Source organism: Pseudomonas sp. HP_14 (assembly GCF_055283875.1).
This window is the reverse complement of record NZ_JBTOQI010000033.1, coordinates 291,045-305,769: the sequence shown is the minus strand read 5'-3', so window position 1 is coordinate 305,769 and position 14,725 is coordinate 291,045. Positions and strand designations below refer to the sequence as shown.

At 52.1% G+C, this 14,725-nt stretch carries 16 protein-coding genes and 1 pseudogene; 15 read left to right on the top strand and 2 right to left on the bottom strand.

Going from position 1 to position 14,725, the window contains the following annotated elements; genetic code table 11:
- Positions 1-67: 67 nt before the first annotated feature.
- The 12 genes from ACYASS_RS19025 to fabF all read left to right on the top strand — a co-directional run bounded on the left by ACYASS_RS19025 (position 68) and on the right by fabF (position 11,395).
- The gene (locus ACYASS_RS19025) at positions 68-1,588 is read left to right on the top strand and encodes a hypothetical protein (RefSeq protein ID WP_463587247.1); all 1,521 of its coding nucleotides are present in this window, start codon (positions 68-70) and stop codon (positions 1,586-1,588) included.
- Between the two features lies 1 nt (position 1,589).
- A complete protein-coding gene (locus ACYASS_RS19020; RefSeq protein WP_463587246.1) occupies positions 1,590-2,282 on the top strand; it encodes a WbqC family protein in 693 nt (230 codons plus the stop codon).
- On the top strand, positions 2,279-3,205 hold the full coding sequence (locus ACYASS_RS19015) for a glycosyltransferase family 2 protein (RefSeq protein WP_243246578.1): 927 nt from the start codon (positions 2,279-2,281) through the stop codon (positions 3,203-3,205). Before ACYASS_RS19020 ends, ACYASS_RS19015 begins: the two co-directional genes overlap by 4 nt.
- A gap of 9 nt (positions 3,206-3,214) precedes the next feature.
- Positions 3,215-4,030 carry a phytanoyl-CoA dioxygenase family protein gene (locus ACYASS_RS19010; protein WP_463587245.1) on the top strand — a complete coding sequence of 272 codons (816 nt, stop codon included), beginning with the start codon at positions 3,215-3,217 and terminating at the stop codon, positions 4,028-4,030.
- Between the two features lie 50 nt (positions 4,031-4,080).
- A complete protein-coding gene (locus ACYASS_RS19005) occupies positions 4,081-5,079 on the top strand; it encodes a class I SAM-dependent methyltransferase (protein ID WP_463587244.1) in 999 nt (332 codons plus the stop codon).
- Positions 5,076-5,744 carry a methyltransferase domain-containing protein gene (locus tag ACYASS_RS19000; protein WP_463587243.1) on the top strand — a complete coding sequence of 223 codons (669 nt, stop codon included), beginning with the start codon at positions 5,076-5,078 and terminating at the stop codon, positions 5,742-5,744. Before ACYASS_RS19005 ends, ACYASS_RS19000 begins: the two co-directional genes overlap by 4 nt.
- Positions 5,741-6,403 carry an acetyltransferase gene (locus ACYASS_RS18995; protein WP_463587242.1) on the top strand — a complete coding sequence of 221 codons (663 nt, stop codon included), beginning with the start codon at positions 5,741-5,743 and terminating at the stop codon, positions 6,401-6,403. The genes ACYASS_RS19000 and ACYASS_RS18995 overlap by 4 nt, the downstream gene beginning before the upstream one ends.
- Entirely contained in the window at positions 6,400-7,320 is a 921-nt protein-coding gene (locus ACYASS_RS18990; RefSeq protein WP_463587241.1) for a hypothetical protein, read from the top strand. The genes ACYASS_RS18995 and ACYASS_RS18990 overlap by 4 nt, the downstream gene beginning before the upstream one ends.
- Entirely contained in the window at positions 7,313-7,741 is a 429-nt protein-coding gene (locus ACYASS_RS18985; RefSeq protein WP_463587240.1) for a GtrA family protein, read from the top strand. The genes ACYASS_RS18990 and ACYASS_RS18985 overlap by 8 nt, the downstream gene beginning before the upstream one ends.
- A 64-nt stretch (positions 7,742-7,805) precedes the next feature.
- Entirely contained in the window at positions 7,806-8,957 is a 1,152-nt protein-coding gene (gene rffA / locus ACYASS_RS18980) for a dTDP-4-amino-4,6-dideoxygalactose transaminase (protein WP_463587239.1), read from the top strand.
- Positions 8,958-9,481: 524 nt separating this feature from the next.
- Positions 9,482-9,802, top strand: a complete 321-nt coding sequence (locus ACYASS_RS18975; protein ID WP_463587238.1) for a ComEA family DNA-binding protein — start codon at positions 9,482-9,484, stop codon at positions 9,800-9,802.
- Between the two features lie 318 nt (positions 9,803-10,120).
- The gene (gene fabF / locus ACYASS_RS18970) at positions 10,121-11,395 is read left to right on the top strand and encodes a beta-ketoacyl-ACP synthase II (RefSeq protein WP_463587237.1); all 1,275 of its coding nucleotides are present in this window, start codon (positions 10,121-10,123) and stop codon (positions 11,393-11,395) included.
- Here fabF and ACYASS_RS18965 read toward each other — a convergent pair whose 3' ends face one another.
- Positions 11,396-11,959 (bottom strand): TetR/AcrR family transcriptional regulator, encoded by a 564-nt coding sequence (locus ACYASS_RS18965; protein ID WP_463587236.1) that lies wholly within the window; start codon positions 11,957-11,959, stop codon positions 11,396-11,398. It abuts the gene before it with no gap.
- 257 nt (positions 11,960-12,216) lie between these two features.
- Here ACYASS_RS18965 and ACYASS_RS18960 point away from each other — a divergent pair.
- Positions 12,217-12,801: pseudogene (locus ACYASS_RS18960) on the top strand (GNAT family N-acetyltransferase); the annotation flags it as partial.
- A gap of 95 nt (positions 12,802-12,896) precedes the next feature.
- Here ACYASS_RS18960 and ACYASS_RS18955 read toward each other — a convergent pair.
- The gene (locus ACYASS_RS18955; RefSeq protein WP_243246589.1) at positions 12,897-13,442 is read right to left on the bottom strand and encodes an RNA polymerase factor sigma-70; all 546 of its coding nucleotides are present in this window, start codon (positions 13,440-13,442) and stop codon (positions 12,897-12,899) included.
- A 263-nt stretch (positions 13,443-13,705) separates the two neighbouring features.
- On the opposite strand from ACYASS_RS18955, the gene ACYASS_RS18950 reads away from it, so the two are divergent.
- Together ACYASS_RS18950 and ACYASS_RS18945 are read left to right on the top strand one after the other, a co-directional pair.
- Positions 13,706-13,924: an MbtH family protein gene (locus ACYASS_RS18950; protein ID WP_243246590.1), complete on the top strand. Its 219-nt coding sequence runs from the start codon at positions 13,706-13,708 to the stop codon at positions 13,922-13,924.
- Between the two features lies 1 nt (position 13,925).
- Positions 13,926-14,690, top strand: a complete 765-nt coding sequence (locus tag ACYASS_RS18945; RefSeq protein ID WP_463587235.1) for a thioesterase II family protein — start codon at positions 13,926-13,928, stop codon at positions 14,688-14,690.
- Positions 14,691-14,725: the final 35 nt, after the last annotated feature.

Here is a 14,725-nt window from a genome sequence, read left to right as displayed (position 1 = left end):
CTAGATAGTTGAATCAAGCGGTTGGGCGCGATTGTTAATTCAGAAAAGCTATGGTTAAGGATTGATTTTGGCAGGGGCGAAAAGTATCTCATCTTCAGGTGAGGCAAAGTTTTTAATTCTTGCTGGCGTTTTGTATGCGTTGATGCATGGAGGCATTTTATTTATCCCCTCGGCGGTATTTTGGGATGACTGGGTAACGTTTGAAACCAGTGCCAGTGTGACTCTGGAGAACTATCGACAGGCTGGCGCTTTCTTTAATCTAGCCGGCTACCTACACATAGGTCTCACGTCCCTGGGGTTGTGGAGTTACAAGGTTCTCACCTTTGTTTTAATGGGGGGCTCAGGTTTTTTTCTGAATGCTATTTTAAAACGTAATGGCGTATTCGGGATTAGAGCACGGTATTTAGTTGTTTTACTCTTTATGCTGTTGCCATTTAATCTGGCACGGGTTGCCATGATCGATTTTCCTTACTCGATCTGCTACGCGCTGTTTTTTGCTGCGTGGCTGGCGATGGATCGCTATAGAGTGCTTGCGGCGGCGCTTTTTTTTCTGAGTTTTAATAGCAACTCGCTATTGGTTTTTTACGCATTGCCAATGCTCGACCTTTTGTACCGAACTCAAGAGCGTTACACCCTTAATGGGTTGTGGCGTTTTTTTATATCCCGCTGGGAATTGTTTTTCATTCCGTTCTTGTACTTCGGGATGAAAACCATGCTCTTCAAGCCAGAGGGTTTTTACGCAGGCTATAATCAGGGCTACAGTCTGATTGCGATTCCTTTGGCTATCAAAGCTCAGCTGAAAGATGTTGTCAATTTGAAGGTGGACTTTGCGGTTATGCTCTGCATGCTCGTGCCTGTCTATTATGCGTTGCGCAGGCAGTTTTTTATTCACAGGGATCCGGTTTCACTTATTAATTTTACCGTATTGTTCGGTACGGGGTTTTTGGCGCTCGTCCTGGGTGGCATTCCTTACTGGATACTCGGCTATATTCCTACGTTCCTCGAATGGACTTCAAGACACCAGTTACTGATGCCTTTGGGCGTAGCGCTCATCATGACAGCATTGCTCACATGTGCCACTGAGAGAGTTCAGCGCCTTCTGATATCACTGATCATTTCCGCTTGCATCAGCTACGGGGTGGTGGGTTACGTCGGCTTCTACGTCGATTGGCAAAAGCAAAAAATCATTTTAAGTCAATTTAAACATGATCCTCTCGTCGCTCGCGCCAGTTTCGTGATCATCGATGATCAGACGAAGCAGTACAACGCGATCCATCGAAACTATCGCTTCTATGAGTGGAACGGGATGCTCACTCATTCTTTAGGAGATGAGTCGAGATTTGCCGTTGAAGTCGGTGATGTTGATGCTTACCGGAGTGGTAAGTTCGATGATTACTTTTCAAGTCTGTACAAGGCGGGTGCCCATCGACGTAGACCGGATGAGCGGGCGGTAGTCGTGACCCTTCGGAAAGGAGAAGGGGACGATGAAGAACGATCGTTTACTCTTTTACCTAAGATCGTCTACAGCTCTCGGCCGTTATCCTCGGAAGTGTTGAACGGAATGAACGCCGCCACAAGGCAGGAATAAGATGAAAAAAGTTGCCATTTTGCAGTCGAATTACATACCGTGGAAGGGTTATTTTGATCTTATCGCAGCAGTCGATGAGTTTATTCTTTATGATGATATGCAGTACACGCGTCGGGATTGGCGCAACCGCAACAAGATAAAAACACCCCAAGGACTTCAATGGCTCACTGTCCCCGTCGAAGTGAAAGGGAAGTATCATCAGTTGATAAAAGACACCCGGATCGTTTCGGGCGGGTGGGCGAACGATCACCTGAACGCATTGAGCCAAAACTATAAACGTGCCAAGTTCTTCGATGAGGTGATGGCATGGTTGGTTCCAATATATACGGAATGCTTGCCACAGGACCTGTCTACGTTGAATCGACGCCTGGTGGAGGCGGTTTGCAACTACCTCGGAATACGCACGGTCATTCGCTCATCCAGTGAATTTAATCTTAAAGAAGGGAAGACTGAGCGTCTGGTAGACCTTTGCCTGCAGGCGCAGGCTACGGAATATGTTTCGGGGCCCTCTGCAATGGACTACGTGGTGCCAAGTCTTTTCTCTGACGCTGGAGTAAAGCTTACCTGGTTTGACTACAGCGGGTATCCTGAATATCCGCAACTCTGGGGTGCTTTTGAGCACGGTGTTTCTATCTTGGACCTTTTAATGAACTGCGGCCAGTCTGCCAAAAGCTTCATGAGGTTTGTAAAATGAAGTTGTCCATCGTTGCGACGCTGTATAAATCTACATCCTATATAAACGAGTTTTGCCAGCGTGCGGGTTCTGCAGCCCAGGCCCTCGTGGGCGATGAGTATGAAATCATTCTGGTCAACGACGGGTCGCCAGATGACAGCCTGAGTGTTGCTCAAGGCGTTGCTGACTCCAATGAAAAAGTTTGTGTGGTGGATCTCTCCAAAAATTTTGGTCATCACAAGGCCATGATGACAGGATTGAGCTTGGCAAAGGGGGAGAGGGTTTTTCTGATCGACAGCGACCTTGAGGAAGACCCCGAGTGGCTCACTCTGTTTGCTGAGTGCATGGCCACTCATCGTTGTGATGTGGTGTATGGCGTTCAAGGCACGCGTAAAGGCGGATGGGTAGAGCGGTTGACCGGCAATATCTTTTATCGCGCCTTCCGGTTGCTGACAGGCATATCCCAGCCAGACAATATTGTCACGGCACGCCTCATGACTGCGCAGTACGTAGCGGCACTGCTGCGGCATGAGGAGCGGGAGCTCAATATTGGGGGGCTGTGGATACTGACCGGATTTGATCAGCGTCCTTTAATGGTTGCTAAAAAAGCCAGTAGTCCTACGACCTATTCGCTGCGTAGCAAGCTGGGCCACCTGGTTAATGCCGTAACGTCCTTCAGCAGTCTCCCTCTTGTTTTCACATTCTATGTTGGCGCGGCTATCTCGTTCACCGCAGCCTGCTTCATTCTATACTTGCTTTTTCGCTATTTTATTGGATCCGCCCCGCCAACGGGCTATACCTCTGTTGTGGCATCGATCTGGTTTTTCTCGGGGTTGATCATATTTTTCATAGGGGTCCAAGGGATTTATATCTCGAAGATCTTCACCGAGGTGAAGAAGCGCCCATACACCATTATCAAGTCGATCTATAAAAAAGCGGACTGAGGGCACGGCATGGATAGGCAAGAGTCATCAGAACCTTCCTATGGAGTTCTTGGCGGGTTCCGGGCTCAGGGGCAGGATCATCCGGCAGTTGAGCAGATACGGGCAATCGGGTATGCCGTTGTTGAGTCTGGATATACGCAAGCGCAAATCCAGGATATTGCCCAGCGTTTTGCAGCTGTATCCGAAGGCTATCGAGCAAAATATGGACCTGAAAGGTTACGAGCTTGCGATGAATTAAATACTGTTCGAGCGATCCTGGCTCAAGGGGACCCTGCGTTTCTACAGTTGGCGATGAATATTCCGTTGAACACGGTTCTGCAAAGCCTCATCGTGGGGAAGTTTATGTTGAGCCAGCAAAACGGCATCATCAATCCAGCCTGCGAAACCTACAATCAGGCGGCGTGGCATCGTGATCTTCCCTACCAGCATTTCGTGTCGTCTCGTCCACTCGCTCTCAATGCGTTGTATTGCATTGACGATTTTACTCTGGACAACGGCTGTACGTTCGTATTACCGGCGTCACACAGACTGGAAAATTTTCCCAGTGATGAATACATACGTCGAAATGCTGTGCAGGTCGAGGCAAAGGCTGGGTCATTTGTTGTCCTTGATTGCATGCTATTTCATCGCGGTGGTTACAACAGTACGCGGCAGCCCAGACGTGCGGTCAATCACCTGTTCACAGTTCCTTACTTCAAGCAGCAAATAGATTTGCCCTCGCTCATGGCCGCAGAAACACTGACTGCAGCACAGAAGGATTTCCTGGGCTTTAACTACTCAACCCCTGCCACTGTAGAGCACTACCTCCACGGCAGGGGCGCATAGCGTGGTCGTATCAAATGCATAATCTTAATTTTATTCAGTAAGGATAGCCCATGACACATTCACCCTATTGCTGTCCTGTCACGCATCAGCCTCTTCACACGCATGATGGGAAACTGATCAGCGCGTGCGGCCATTCATATTCGTTGCTTTCTTCCGCACAGGGCAACGATATTCCTGTTTTCGTCGAAGCAGACAAACTCTCGGGTGGAGATGTCATCTCGCGTGCGATGTACACTCAAGATGACTCGGAAGGCGCATATGATAATTTCCTCTCATGGCTATTTGCTACGTTTGCACAAGACGAGCGTAGCTTTCGATTGGCACTCATTGAGCGTTTAAATATAGAGTCAGGTCACCGGGTTCTGGTTACCGGATGCGGATTAGGCGATGATCTGAAGTACATTTACCCTCTGTTGGGCGAAACTGGCGAGCTCTTCGCTCAGGATCTGTCAGATTTGATGGTTGCCGCTACCTCTCGTCGAATGGCTAGTGTGGTCCCTCAAGGACGGCAAAATCTTTATCTCTCCGTTTCAAATGCGTCGGCCCTGCCTTTCCCGGATGGTTATTTTGATTCCGCCTATCATTTTGGCGGCATTAATTTGTTTTCCGATATCCCCGGAGCTATCGCGGAAATGAACCGGGTCACCAAGACGGGTGGGAGGGTGTTGATAGGCGACGAAGGTGTCGCGCCTTGGCTGAAAAATACCGAGTACGGCAAGGCGGCAATACAGAACAACGGGTTGTGGGCATGCGATGCTCCACTTGAATATGTACCGTCGACCGCAAAAGACGTTTCTCTTTCCTGGACGTTGGGGAACTGTTTTTATGTCATTGACTTCACGGTTGGTGAAACGCTCCCTTTTATTGACATGGACGTTGTGCATAAAGGCACTCGTGGGGGCTCGATGCGTACGCGCTATTACGGCCAGCTTGAGGGCGTTAGTCCAGCCGTTAAGAACCGTGTAAAAGACGCGAGCCTGGAAGCCGGGATTAGTGCAAGCCAATGGATAGAGGATGCCTTACGAGCACGTCTGGATACAGGTGAATGAAAATTATGACTTCAAAATCCGGACCTGAAGCCATCGGTCTATCTGACAAAGCGCTGCTGGCCGAGGTGTCTGACTACTACACTCAAAAGCTCTCGACTCATGGTGAAACACCCAAAGGCGTTGACTGGAATGGTGCCGAAGGGCAGGTACTGCGCTTCACCCAGCTTTGCAGGCTGATACAGCTTCAAACATTTTCTATCGCAGATCTTGGCTGCGGATATGGCGCAATGTTCGATTATCTTCGTACGAGTTACGATGATTTTTCCTATATCGGTGTCGATATTGCTGACGCAATGATTGATGCTGCGAAAAAACGATATGCACACCAGGACGCTGCCCGCTTTATCACTGCCAATCGCCCGGATGAGGTAGCTGACTATGCTGTGGCCAGCGGTATCTTTAATGTGCGTCTAGGTCGTTCTGATTCAGAATGGAAGGCGTATCTCGTAGACACACTTGATGTCTTGGCCAGTTCCAGCCGACATGGTTTTGCGTTCAACTGCCTGACCAGCTACTCAGACGCGCCTTTTATGCGCAGTGATTTGTACTATGCGGACCCATGCTGGTTGTTTGATTTGTGCAAGCGTCGCTATTCAAAAAATGTAACGTTGTTGCATGACTATGACCTGTACGAGTTTACAATCCTTGTGAGGAAGTCATCGTGAAGAAGTTGGTGATATTTGGAGTAGGGCAAATCGCGGAGCTTGCTCATCATTATTTTTCCACGGATTCCGACTATGAAGTGGTAGCGTTTACTGTGGACGCAGCCTACAGGCTTGAGTCGGAGTTTTTTGGCTTGCCGGTTGTGCCGTTCGAAAGTGTTAGTGAGCACTTTCCGCCCAGTGAATACAGTATGTTTATCGCGCTCAGCTATTCGGGGCTTAATTCAATACGTGCAAATAAATTTTCAGCAGCCCGGCAGTTGGGATATGGCTTGGCAAGTTATGTGAGTTCCCGGGCGAATTACTTAAGCTCTTCGCCGCCCGGAGAAAACTGCTTCATTCTCGAAGACAATACCATTCAGCCATTCGTCAGAATCGGTGAAAATGTCACGTTGTGGAGCGGTAATCATATTGGGCACCACAGCACATTGGCTGACCACTGCTTTATTTCCTCGCATGTCGTTATATCCGGAGGTGTCACGGTCGGTGCGTATTCCTTTATCGGTGTTAATGCCACGTTGCGTGACCATATAACTATTGGCGAAAAATGTGTGCTGGGGGCGGGCGTGCTTATATTAACAGACGCGGAAGCGGGTGGCGTTTACATGGGGACAGCCTCCCCGCGATCAAAGATACCGAGCTCACGGCTGCGTGGTTTATGAGCAGGGAATGGCAGAAGCTTGGGTTGCTTTACTGTCCAGGCACTGATGCTCGACATGCCAAGCTGTTGACCCATGCTGCTAATCCACTGCCTCTTCATCTGGAAGGTGATGTTTATCGAATATTTTATTGTGGCAGAGACGTTGAAAATCGTTCTTCAGTCGGCGCCGTCGATATTGACATTGTCAAACGTGTTGTAATTAAAGAGCATGTCGCGCCGTTCTTCGAGCATGGCGGGGAAGGTAGTTTTTTTGCAGATGGAGTCAGCATCGGAAATTGTTATACGGTCCAAGGGCGACGCTATATGGCCTTCATGGGGTGGCAGACACCGTCGGATGGCCATTGGCGTGGTGATATTGGTCGTGTAGAGGTTTTTGACAATCTTACTATTGCGACGGGTAGCGAATCGCTACTTATGGGTATGGGTGAAGAAGATCCTATTAGTCTTGCCTACCCTTGGGTGGAAGCCGGTGAGCACGGTTTAGATATGTGGTACCCATCGGTTGTTTCCTGGGAGGCCGGCAATGGTGAGATGCTCGCCGTGATTAAACATGCCACTTCCTCAGATGGGGAGCACTGGGAAAGGCATGGCGCTTCTGTACCCTATAAATTGGGGGTTGCCCAAGCGTTTTCCCGGCCGACCATTTTAAAAGGTGACGACAATTTATTTCATATGTGGTTTTCCTTTCGCTCTGGAACAGGAGAGTCCTACCGGATCGGTCATGCCGCCAGCGTGGATGGTGTCAGCTGGCAACTAGCGTTCGACACGGCGATGTTGAATGTATCCCCTCACGGGTGGGACAGCGAAATGGTCGAGTATCCCTTTGTTTTAAGGCATGGCGGGGCTACGTACATGCTTTACAACGGCAACGGCTATGGGCGAAGTGGTTTTGGTTTGGCGGTATTGGCTGATGTATGAGCTGCTGGAGCGGTACCGGAATAACCGCACTCTCCGAGAGTTGTTTCGTTACGGCGTGGTCGGGCTGTTGAACAATGGGATAGGATTTTGCGTGTACCTTTTGCTGACATGGCTCGGCACTGACCCCTCGTTGACGATGACCTGCCTTTACGCAGTGGGAGCAACCGCCGGCTTTTTTGGCGCAAAAAAGATTGCCTTCAGTCACTCTGGGCGTTTTTGGCAGACGGCCATCCGGTATGGCCTTGCTCATTTAGGGGGGTATAGTATCAATTTGGCCATGCTGCTTTACCTGCACGAGCGGCTGGGATGGCCGCATCAGTGGGTTCAGGCAGTGGCCATTGTAGTGGTGGCAGGTTATCTATTCATCGTACTGAAGTTCTTCGTATTTTCATCGCCCCGTGATGCCTCGACAAGCCGCTAGCGATAACTGTACTGCAGCTGTACGGCCAGTTTATAGGCTGAATTTATAGGTTGAAGGGATTGAAATGACTGACGAAAAAATTGAATTCAACCGGCCCTACATGACAGGTAAAGAGCTTCATTACATTGCTGAGGCTAAATTCGGCAATATGCTGGCAGGCGACGGGCCGTTTACCAAGCGCTGTCATCGCTGGTTAGAAGAGGTCGGTGACGTACCTACAGCGCTGCTGACGCATTCGTGTACCGCTGCGCTGGAGATGGCGGCCCTCCTGCTTGACATCCAGCCGGGGGACGAAGTGATTATGCCTTCCTATACCTTCGTTTCGACGGCCAATGCGTTTGTGCTGAGGGGCGGGGTGCCGGTGTTTGTGGATGTTCGGGCTGATACCCTTAATCTTGACGAGACTTTGGTCGAAGCTGCTATTACTGCTAAAACCCGCGCCATTGTTCCTGTGCACTACGCCGGGGTAGCGTGTGAAATGGATACGCTGTTGGCGATCGCAAAAAAACACAGCTTGATGATTGTTGAGGATGCGGCGCAAGGTGTAATGGCCTCCTACAAAGGTCGTGCGTTAGGAAGTATTGGTGAACTCGGCGCCTACAGCTTTCATGAAACGAAGAATGTGATATCAGGAGAGGGAGGAGCGTTATTGGTACGCGATCCTCAGTTGGGTGCACGAGCGGAAATTATCAGGGAAAAAGGGACAGACAGAAGTCGTTTCTTCAGGGGACAGGTGGATAAATATACCTGGCAGGAAATGGGTTCCTCGTTTCTGCCCGGAGAGTTGACGGCTGCGTTTCTCTGGGCACAGTTGGAAGAGGCGCAAGCGATTACTAACTTGCGGCTGGCTATTTGGGAAAACTACCATACTCTTCTTGCTTCGCTTGAAACGGATAAGCTGATTCGTCGACCTATCGTACCCGCCGAGTGTGGGCATAATGCGCATATGTATTATGTGTTGCTAAACCCTGAAGTTGACCGGGGAAAAGTGATCGAGTATTTAAAGCAACACTCCGTTTCCGCTGTCTTCCATTACGTGCCTCTGCACTCTTCACCCGGGGGGCTGAAGTTCGGACGTCATCATGGGAGCATGCAAGTGACTGATGATGTTTCGTCTCGAATTTTACGACTCCCCCTGTGGGTGGGTATGACAGCCCAACAACAGCATCGTATTATTGACGTCCTGGCAAAGGCGTTATTGATTGCGCGAAGATAAACAGACAAAACGTTGTTGCAGAGTGGCGGTCCTGATCGTTCATCAGAGCGCTCTGCAAGCGGAAATCGATCTGGGCTGAGCATTATTGGCGTTGTTCGTTGTTAAATACGCTACGTGTGCTCCAGTTCCCGAGGCCGCGGGATTTGAGGGGCGACGGCTTGCTCCCGTCTAGCAGCGGGCCACGCAGTTCGGAGTTTTATGTTTTCCAGTAAGTGGCGGTATGCCGCCTTAGTGCGCTGTCAGGGTCAAGAAGGTCATGGGTTAAGCGCTCGATGCGTGAGAGTATCATCTAAAATATTTCTTAAAACCTACAAGGATTTTAGCATCTTTTATTGTTGGAATTTCATTGTAAGCTTCTGTGTAGTCATGCTGAAAAATAATGATCTCAGAAATGTCAGAGTTTAGGGGCTGTGTAATAACTCGACACGCTTACTTTAATTGACAGCTCACGACTCTGAACTAACTTTGGAAGGCGGCACACGGAATGTCGCATTCAAATCAAATGATGTTACGGAGTGTTCCAGATGCGTAAAGCTTTTCTCTCCTCGCTGTTGTTCGCTGTGTTAACCAGTGTTTCGGTGGTTGCTACTGCCGCGCCCACTGCCTCTTTGGAAAAGAACGCGCCCGTCATGCAGGAGCAAATGGCAGCCAAGGTCAATATCAACACAGCTGACGCTGAAACCTTGCAAAAACAGCTCTCCGGTATCGGGAAGGGCAAGGCAGAAGCCATCGTTGCTTATCGAGAAGCCAACGGCGAGTTTACCTCGGTGGATGAATTGATCGAAGTCAAAGGCATTGGCAAAGCACTTCTGGACAAAAATCTGGACAAGATCGCGGTTGAGTAACCTTCGCTAAACCCTCCTCAGAAGGCCGGTTTAGCGCCGGCCTTCTCGTCACCCTGATCAAATTGATCACTTCTTCTTTGTCGGCCTATCCGTCAGGCACCTCAGTGCTGATTCACTCCTTGACACATCAAATGACAATCGACATACAATATTTGAAATTACAGTCGTAATACTAAAATTTTGATCACCTCTGGAGTTTTCAAATGAGCACTGTCAACGCAAAAGGGACAATCCTGATCATTGGCGCCTCTGCAGGCATTGGTCTTTTCGTTGTCCGTTACAAGGCTTGAAGTCGTGACAAACAAGGTGCAGAACATCATGAGTGGTCGACGAATTGTAGTGACGGGCATGGGGCTGGTGACGCCCTTGGGGTCTGGTGTTGAGGCGGTTTGGCAGCGTTTGCTGGCAGGGCGTTCCGGCATCGTTCGGCTAGCTGACGAAGACGTCGCTGACCTGCCGGGCAAGGTCGGAGGTCGTGTACCGCTCAAGGCTGATGATCCCGACGCGGGTTTTGATGCCGACAGCGCGGTGCCCGTGAAGGAACAAAAGAAGATGGACCGTTTCATTCTGTTTGCTCTGGCCGCCGCGAAAGAGGCGATTGAACAGGCAGGTTGGGTCGCCGAGAGTGAAGAGGCCCAAGAGCGTACCGCGACGATTATTGGCTCGGGTATCGGCGGCTTCGGAGCGATTGCCGATGCTGTACGCACCACTGACAGCCGTGGACCTCGGCGATTGTCACCGTTTACGGTCCCTTCGTTTCTGGTCAATCTGGCGGCCGGGCATGTGTCTATCCAGCATGGCTTCAAGGGGCCGCTTGGCGCACCGGTGACGGCCTGTGCTGCAGGTGTGCAAGCGATTGGCGATGCTGCAAGGCTGATTCGTTGTGGTGAGGCGGACATTGCCATTTGCGGTGGCGCGGAAGCGGCTATCGACCGGGTAAGCCTGGGAGGTTTTGCGGCAGCCCGGGCCTTGTCCAGCGGCTTCAATGAAACGCCCGAGCGAGCTTCACGCCCCTTTGACCGGGACCGTGACGGTTTCGTGATGGGTGAGGGCGCGGGAATACTGGTTATTGAATCCCTGGACCATGCGTTGGCTCGGGGAGCGAAGCCGATTGTCGAGCTCGTCGGGTATGGCACCAGTGCGGACGCGTATCACCTGACGGCAGGGCCCGAGGACGGTAGCGGGGCGCAGCGAGCCATGGGCGCGGCAATCCGTCAGGCGGGGATCAAGCCGGAACACATCCAGCACTTGAATGCCCATGCGACGTCGACACCGGTTGGTGACAAAGGTGAAATGGCCGCAATCAAAGCGCTGTTTGGTGAGCAGCACGCGATTGCGGTGACGTCGACCAAATCGGCGACCGGGCATTTGTTGGGGGCTGCGGGCGGGATAGAGGCCATCTTCACCGCTTTGGCTATTCGCGATCAGATAGCCCCGGCGACCCTTAACTTCGACAATCCCGACGACGCGGCTGCGGGGATTGATATTGTCCATGGCGCAGCGCGGGGCATGAACATCGAATACGCCTTGTCGAACGGCTTTGGCTTCGGGGGAGTCAACGCCAGCGTGCTGTTCAGGCGCTGGCAGGACTGATCAGGATTCGTTCGCCTGCTGCGTTAGCCAGTCTCGGGTCGTGTGCAGGATTCGCTGCGAAAGCGCCGGATCCTGCGTGCTGCGCGACAGCATCAGCGCACCGACCAGGGTCGACAGCATGACCACGCTTTGCGCGTCGGCATCTGGTCCGCGCAGAGATTTTTGCAAGGACGCCAGGCGCGACTCGATCAGCTCATCGGTGATCGGACTGGCTTCCCCACGCTGGCCAAGCTCCGAACTCATGGTCGGGATCGGGCAGCCTTTTTCGGGAGCATTGCGATGCGTTTCCGAGAGATACATTTCGATAAAGGCAGCCAGGCCATTATCTTCTGCAAATGCCTTGCTGGTGCGGTCGTTGGCTTCGTCTGCAGCGCAGCGTAGCGCCTTTTCCACCAAGTCATCCTTGGATTTGAAGTGCGCATAAAAGCCGCCATGGGTCAGGCCCAGTGCTTTCATCAGTGGCTGTAGACCGGTCGCGCCGATACCGTCACGTCGAAAGCGTGCCGATGCTTCATGAAGGATGCGTTCGTGGGTCTGGGCCTTGTGATCTTGCGCGTACCGCATGCAACTCTCCTCACGCTGTGACCTTTAAATGTTGATCGACATTTTTACATGGATGAGGGTAAGGCGGAGCGTAAATTTCCTGGGCGGTCGCGCGGCAACACCGGCCCTGTAGGAGCTCACCGAGGAAGGTCGTGTTGCTTGACTGAAACCCAATATTAAATTTTCCCGGCCCGAGCACGTTTTCTCATTGAATCAGCCTTTTTTCGTGAGCCCAAAGCATGCCTCAGTCATTACCCGCGACGGCTATGCCGTTGATTCGCCCGGCCAAGCCAACAGGCGAAGTCTATCGACGTTTCGATGCCAGTCTTGGCGCCTCGATTTCTCTGCGCACGCTGGATGTTGATCAGGACCTTGAGCGTTTCAATCGTTGGCAGAACAACCCACGTGTTCTGCAGTTCTGGCAAGAGGGCGGAACCCTGGCGCAGCATCGAGAGTACTTGGAGAAGCAGGCTGCCGATCCCCATACGCTGACGTTGATCGGGTCCTTTGACGATGAGCCATTTGCATACTTTGAGGCCTACTGGGCGCTCGAAGACCGGATTGCGCCGTTCTGTAATCCCGGCGATTACGACCGCGGAATTCATATGCTGGTCGGCGAAGAAAGCCATCGGGGCCCTCACAAGGTCGCCAGTTGGCTCTCGGCACTGGTGCATTATCTTTTTCTGGAAGATGAGCGCACCCAACGGCTGGTTTCAGAGCCGCGCGCCGACAACGCGAAGATGATTGCTTACATGCAAAAACAGGGCTTTGAGAAAGAAAAGGAATTCGATTTTCCGCACAAGCGGGCGGCGTTGATGACCCTGCACCGACAGCGTTTTTTTGAGCGGTGCGAGTGGGTTTAACAAGCCGGATTCTGTAGGCGCTGCCGAAGGCTGCGATTGGGGCAAAAAAGCTTCGCAGCCTTCGGCAGCTCCTACAGGCGCAGTGTCGATCGCGTTCAGCGACGTACGGCGCGTGCTTCCTGGAGAGAGACCTTGCGGCAATGCACTAAAGCATCGCGAATCATGAAGTTCACCAGTGTGGGTGATACACCCAACTCTTTGGCAATGTCTTTCTGCGGAACGCCGTGCAGTCGATACATTTCGAATGCATAGCGCGTGCGGCTAGGCAGTTCGGTCAGTGCATCGGCGATGGTTTCCAGCGTCGTGAAGTTGATGTGTGAGGTTTCAGGGGAGGCGCCGTGGATAACCACATTGAGTCCCTCTTCCTCCGTGCCCGAGTACTTCTGCTCAAGCGCCTGTTTGCGGTAGTGATCGATCGCCAGGTTGCGCACGATCTGAAACAGGTAACTGAGCTGGGCTTTGATTGACGACGTAATTTGTGGCGCGGACTGTAATCGAAAGAAAGCGTCCTGTACGACATCTTCGGCCCGCGATCGGCAACCGGTGATTCGGGCTGCAATCTTGACCAGGATCAGACGGTTCTCGACGAACGCCTGAAGAAGCGGTGAATCGCACGTACTTGTGGATAGTTGTTCCGGCATGGAAATCACCTTGCAGCAATTGGGCAGATGAAGCTTTCGTAGGGAAGCCCCCTACACACCGGGCAACAAATTAGGCTTGATGATAATGATTGTCAAATGAGAAATATATCTATCGGTATGCTTTTCTCAGCAGGCTGCGTCGCAGGTCTTGCTCTGCCTGACGATCAGCGCCCCTCGTGTTACTAATTATTTTTCACCCCCATCCGTTCTCTTTGATGACAGTCCCGGCTACCCGCCAGGCACCCATGCAGCAGGAGAATGACATGGTATTTGATCGCGAAGACCTCACCTTTCAGGTCGTGTGCAACCACGAAGAACAGTACTCGATCTGGCCTGAATACAAGGCTATTCCTAATGGCTGGCGTGCAGTCGGCATGAAAGGTCTGAAGAAAGAGTGCCTGGAGTACATCGAGCAGCACTGGACCGACATGCGCCCGTTGAGCCTGCGACAGAAGATGGATCAGGACAAAGTGGTGGCCTGAAGTGAGCGCCTTTAACAGTCTGCGCCTGTTCTGTCTGCCGTACTCCGGGGCCAGTGCCATGGTCTACAGTCGCTGGCGTCGCACCTTGCCGCAGTGGCTCGAAATCCATCCACTGGAACTGCCCGGGCGCGGTATGCGCATGAGTGAGCCGCTGCAGACCGATATCCGTCGGTTGGCCTCGCAACTTGCTCGCGAGGTCAGCCGCCAGTTGCAGCAAAGTCCTGGACAACCCTACGCAATATTCGGGCATAGCCTTGGCGGATTGCTCGGTTATGAGCTGGCACATGCCTTGCTGACGTTGAACGTCCCGTCGCCGCTGTGTCTGTTCGCCTCGGGTACGGCGGGGCCGGCGCGACGTGATGTCAGCGAATATCGCCAGGCCAGGACCGATGCCGAGCTGATCGAGCGCTTGCGTACGCTCAAGGGCACCTCTGAAGTGGCGTTGGCAGACCCTGATCTGATGGCGCTGATGCTGCCCATTCTGCGTGCTGATTTTCTGATGTGTGGCAGCTTCGAATACCTGCCCCGTGAGCCGTTGCCAATGCCCGTGCATGTGTTCGGTGGCAAGCAGGACAGCGTGCGCGTCGAGGAACTACTCGACTGGCAGGATGAAACCACCGTTGGTTTCTCGCTGGACATGTTTGAAGGTCATCACTTTTTCCTGCAAAGCCAGGAAGCGTCTTTGTTGCGCTGTCTGCGTCGCTATGCCGAGCAGCATCTGGCGCGCGCCAATCGCCAGCGTTCACCTGCGGCGGCGGCCAGCTGAACCAGACAGCAGTACCCGGCGCGCATCTGGCGCGC

Bases quoted from the DNA above. Each gene is read 5' to 3' on its own strand.
- ACYASS_RS18975 (WP_463587238.1), top strand. From the start codon at position 9,482: ATGCGTAAAGCTTTTCTCTCCTCGCTGTTGTTCGCTGTGTTAACCAGT.
- ACYASS_RS19010 (WP_463587245.1), top strand. From the start codon at position 3,215: ATGGATAGGCAAGAGTCATCAGAACCTTCCTATGGAGTTCTTGGCGGG.
- ACYASS_RS19005 (WP_463587244.1), top strand. From the start codon at position 4,081: ATGACACATTCACCCTATTGCTGTCCTGTCACGCATCAGCCTCTTCAC.
- ACYASS_RS19020 (WP_463587246.1), top strand. From the start codon at position 1,590: ATGAAAAAAGTTGCCATTTTGCAGTCGAATTACATACCGTGGAAGGGT.
- ACYASS_RS19000 (WP_463587243.1), top strand. From the start codon at position 5,076: ATGAAAATTATGACTTCAAAATCCGGACCTGAAGCCATCGGTCTATCT.
- ACYASS_RS18985 (WP_463587240.1), top strand. From the start codon at position 7,313: ATGTATGAGCTGCTGGAGCGGTACCGGAATAACCGCACTCTCCGAGAG.
- ACYASS_RS18990 (WP_463587241.1), top strand. From the start codon at position 6,400: ATGAGCAGGGAATGGCAGAAGCTTGGGTTGCTTTACTGTCCAGGCACT.
- ACYASS_RS19015 (WP_243246578.1), top strand. From the start codon at position 2,279: ATGAAGTTGTCCATCGTTGCGACGCTGTATAAATCTACATCCTATATA.
- fabF (WP_463587237.1), top strand. From the start codon at position 10,121: ATGAGTGGTCGACGAATTGTAGTGACGGGCATGGGGCTGGTGACGCCC.
- ACYASS_RS18950 (WP_243246590.1), top strand. From the start codon at position 13,706: ATGGTATTTGATCGCGAAGACCTCACCTTTCAGGTCGTGTGCAACCAC.
- ACYASS_RS18955 (WP_243246589.1), bottom strand. From the start codon at position 13,442: ATGCCGGAACAACTATCCACAAGTACGTGCGATTCACCGCTTCTTCAG.
- ACYASS_RS18965 (WP_463587236.1), bottom strand. From the start codon at position 11,959: ATGCGGTACGCGCAAGATCACAAGGCCCAGACCCACGAACGCATCCTT.
- rffA (WP_463587239.1), top strand. From the start codon at position 7,806: ATGACTGACGAAAAAATTGAATTCAACCGGCCCTACATGACAGGTAAA.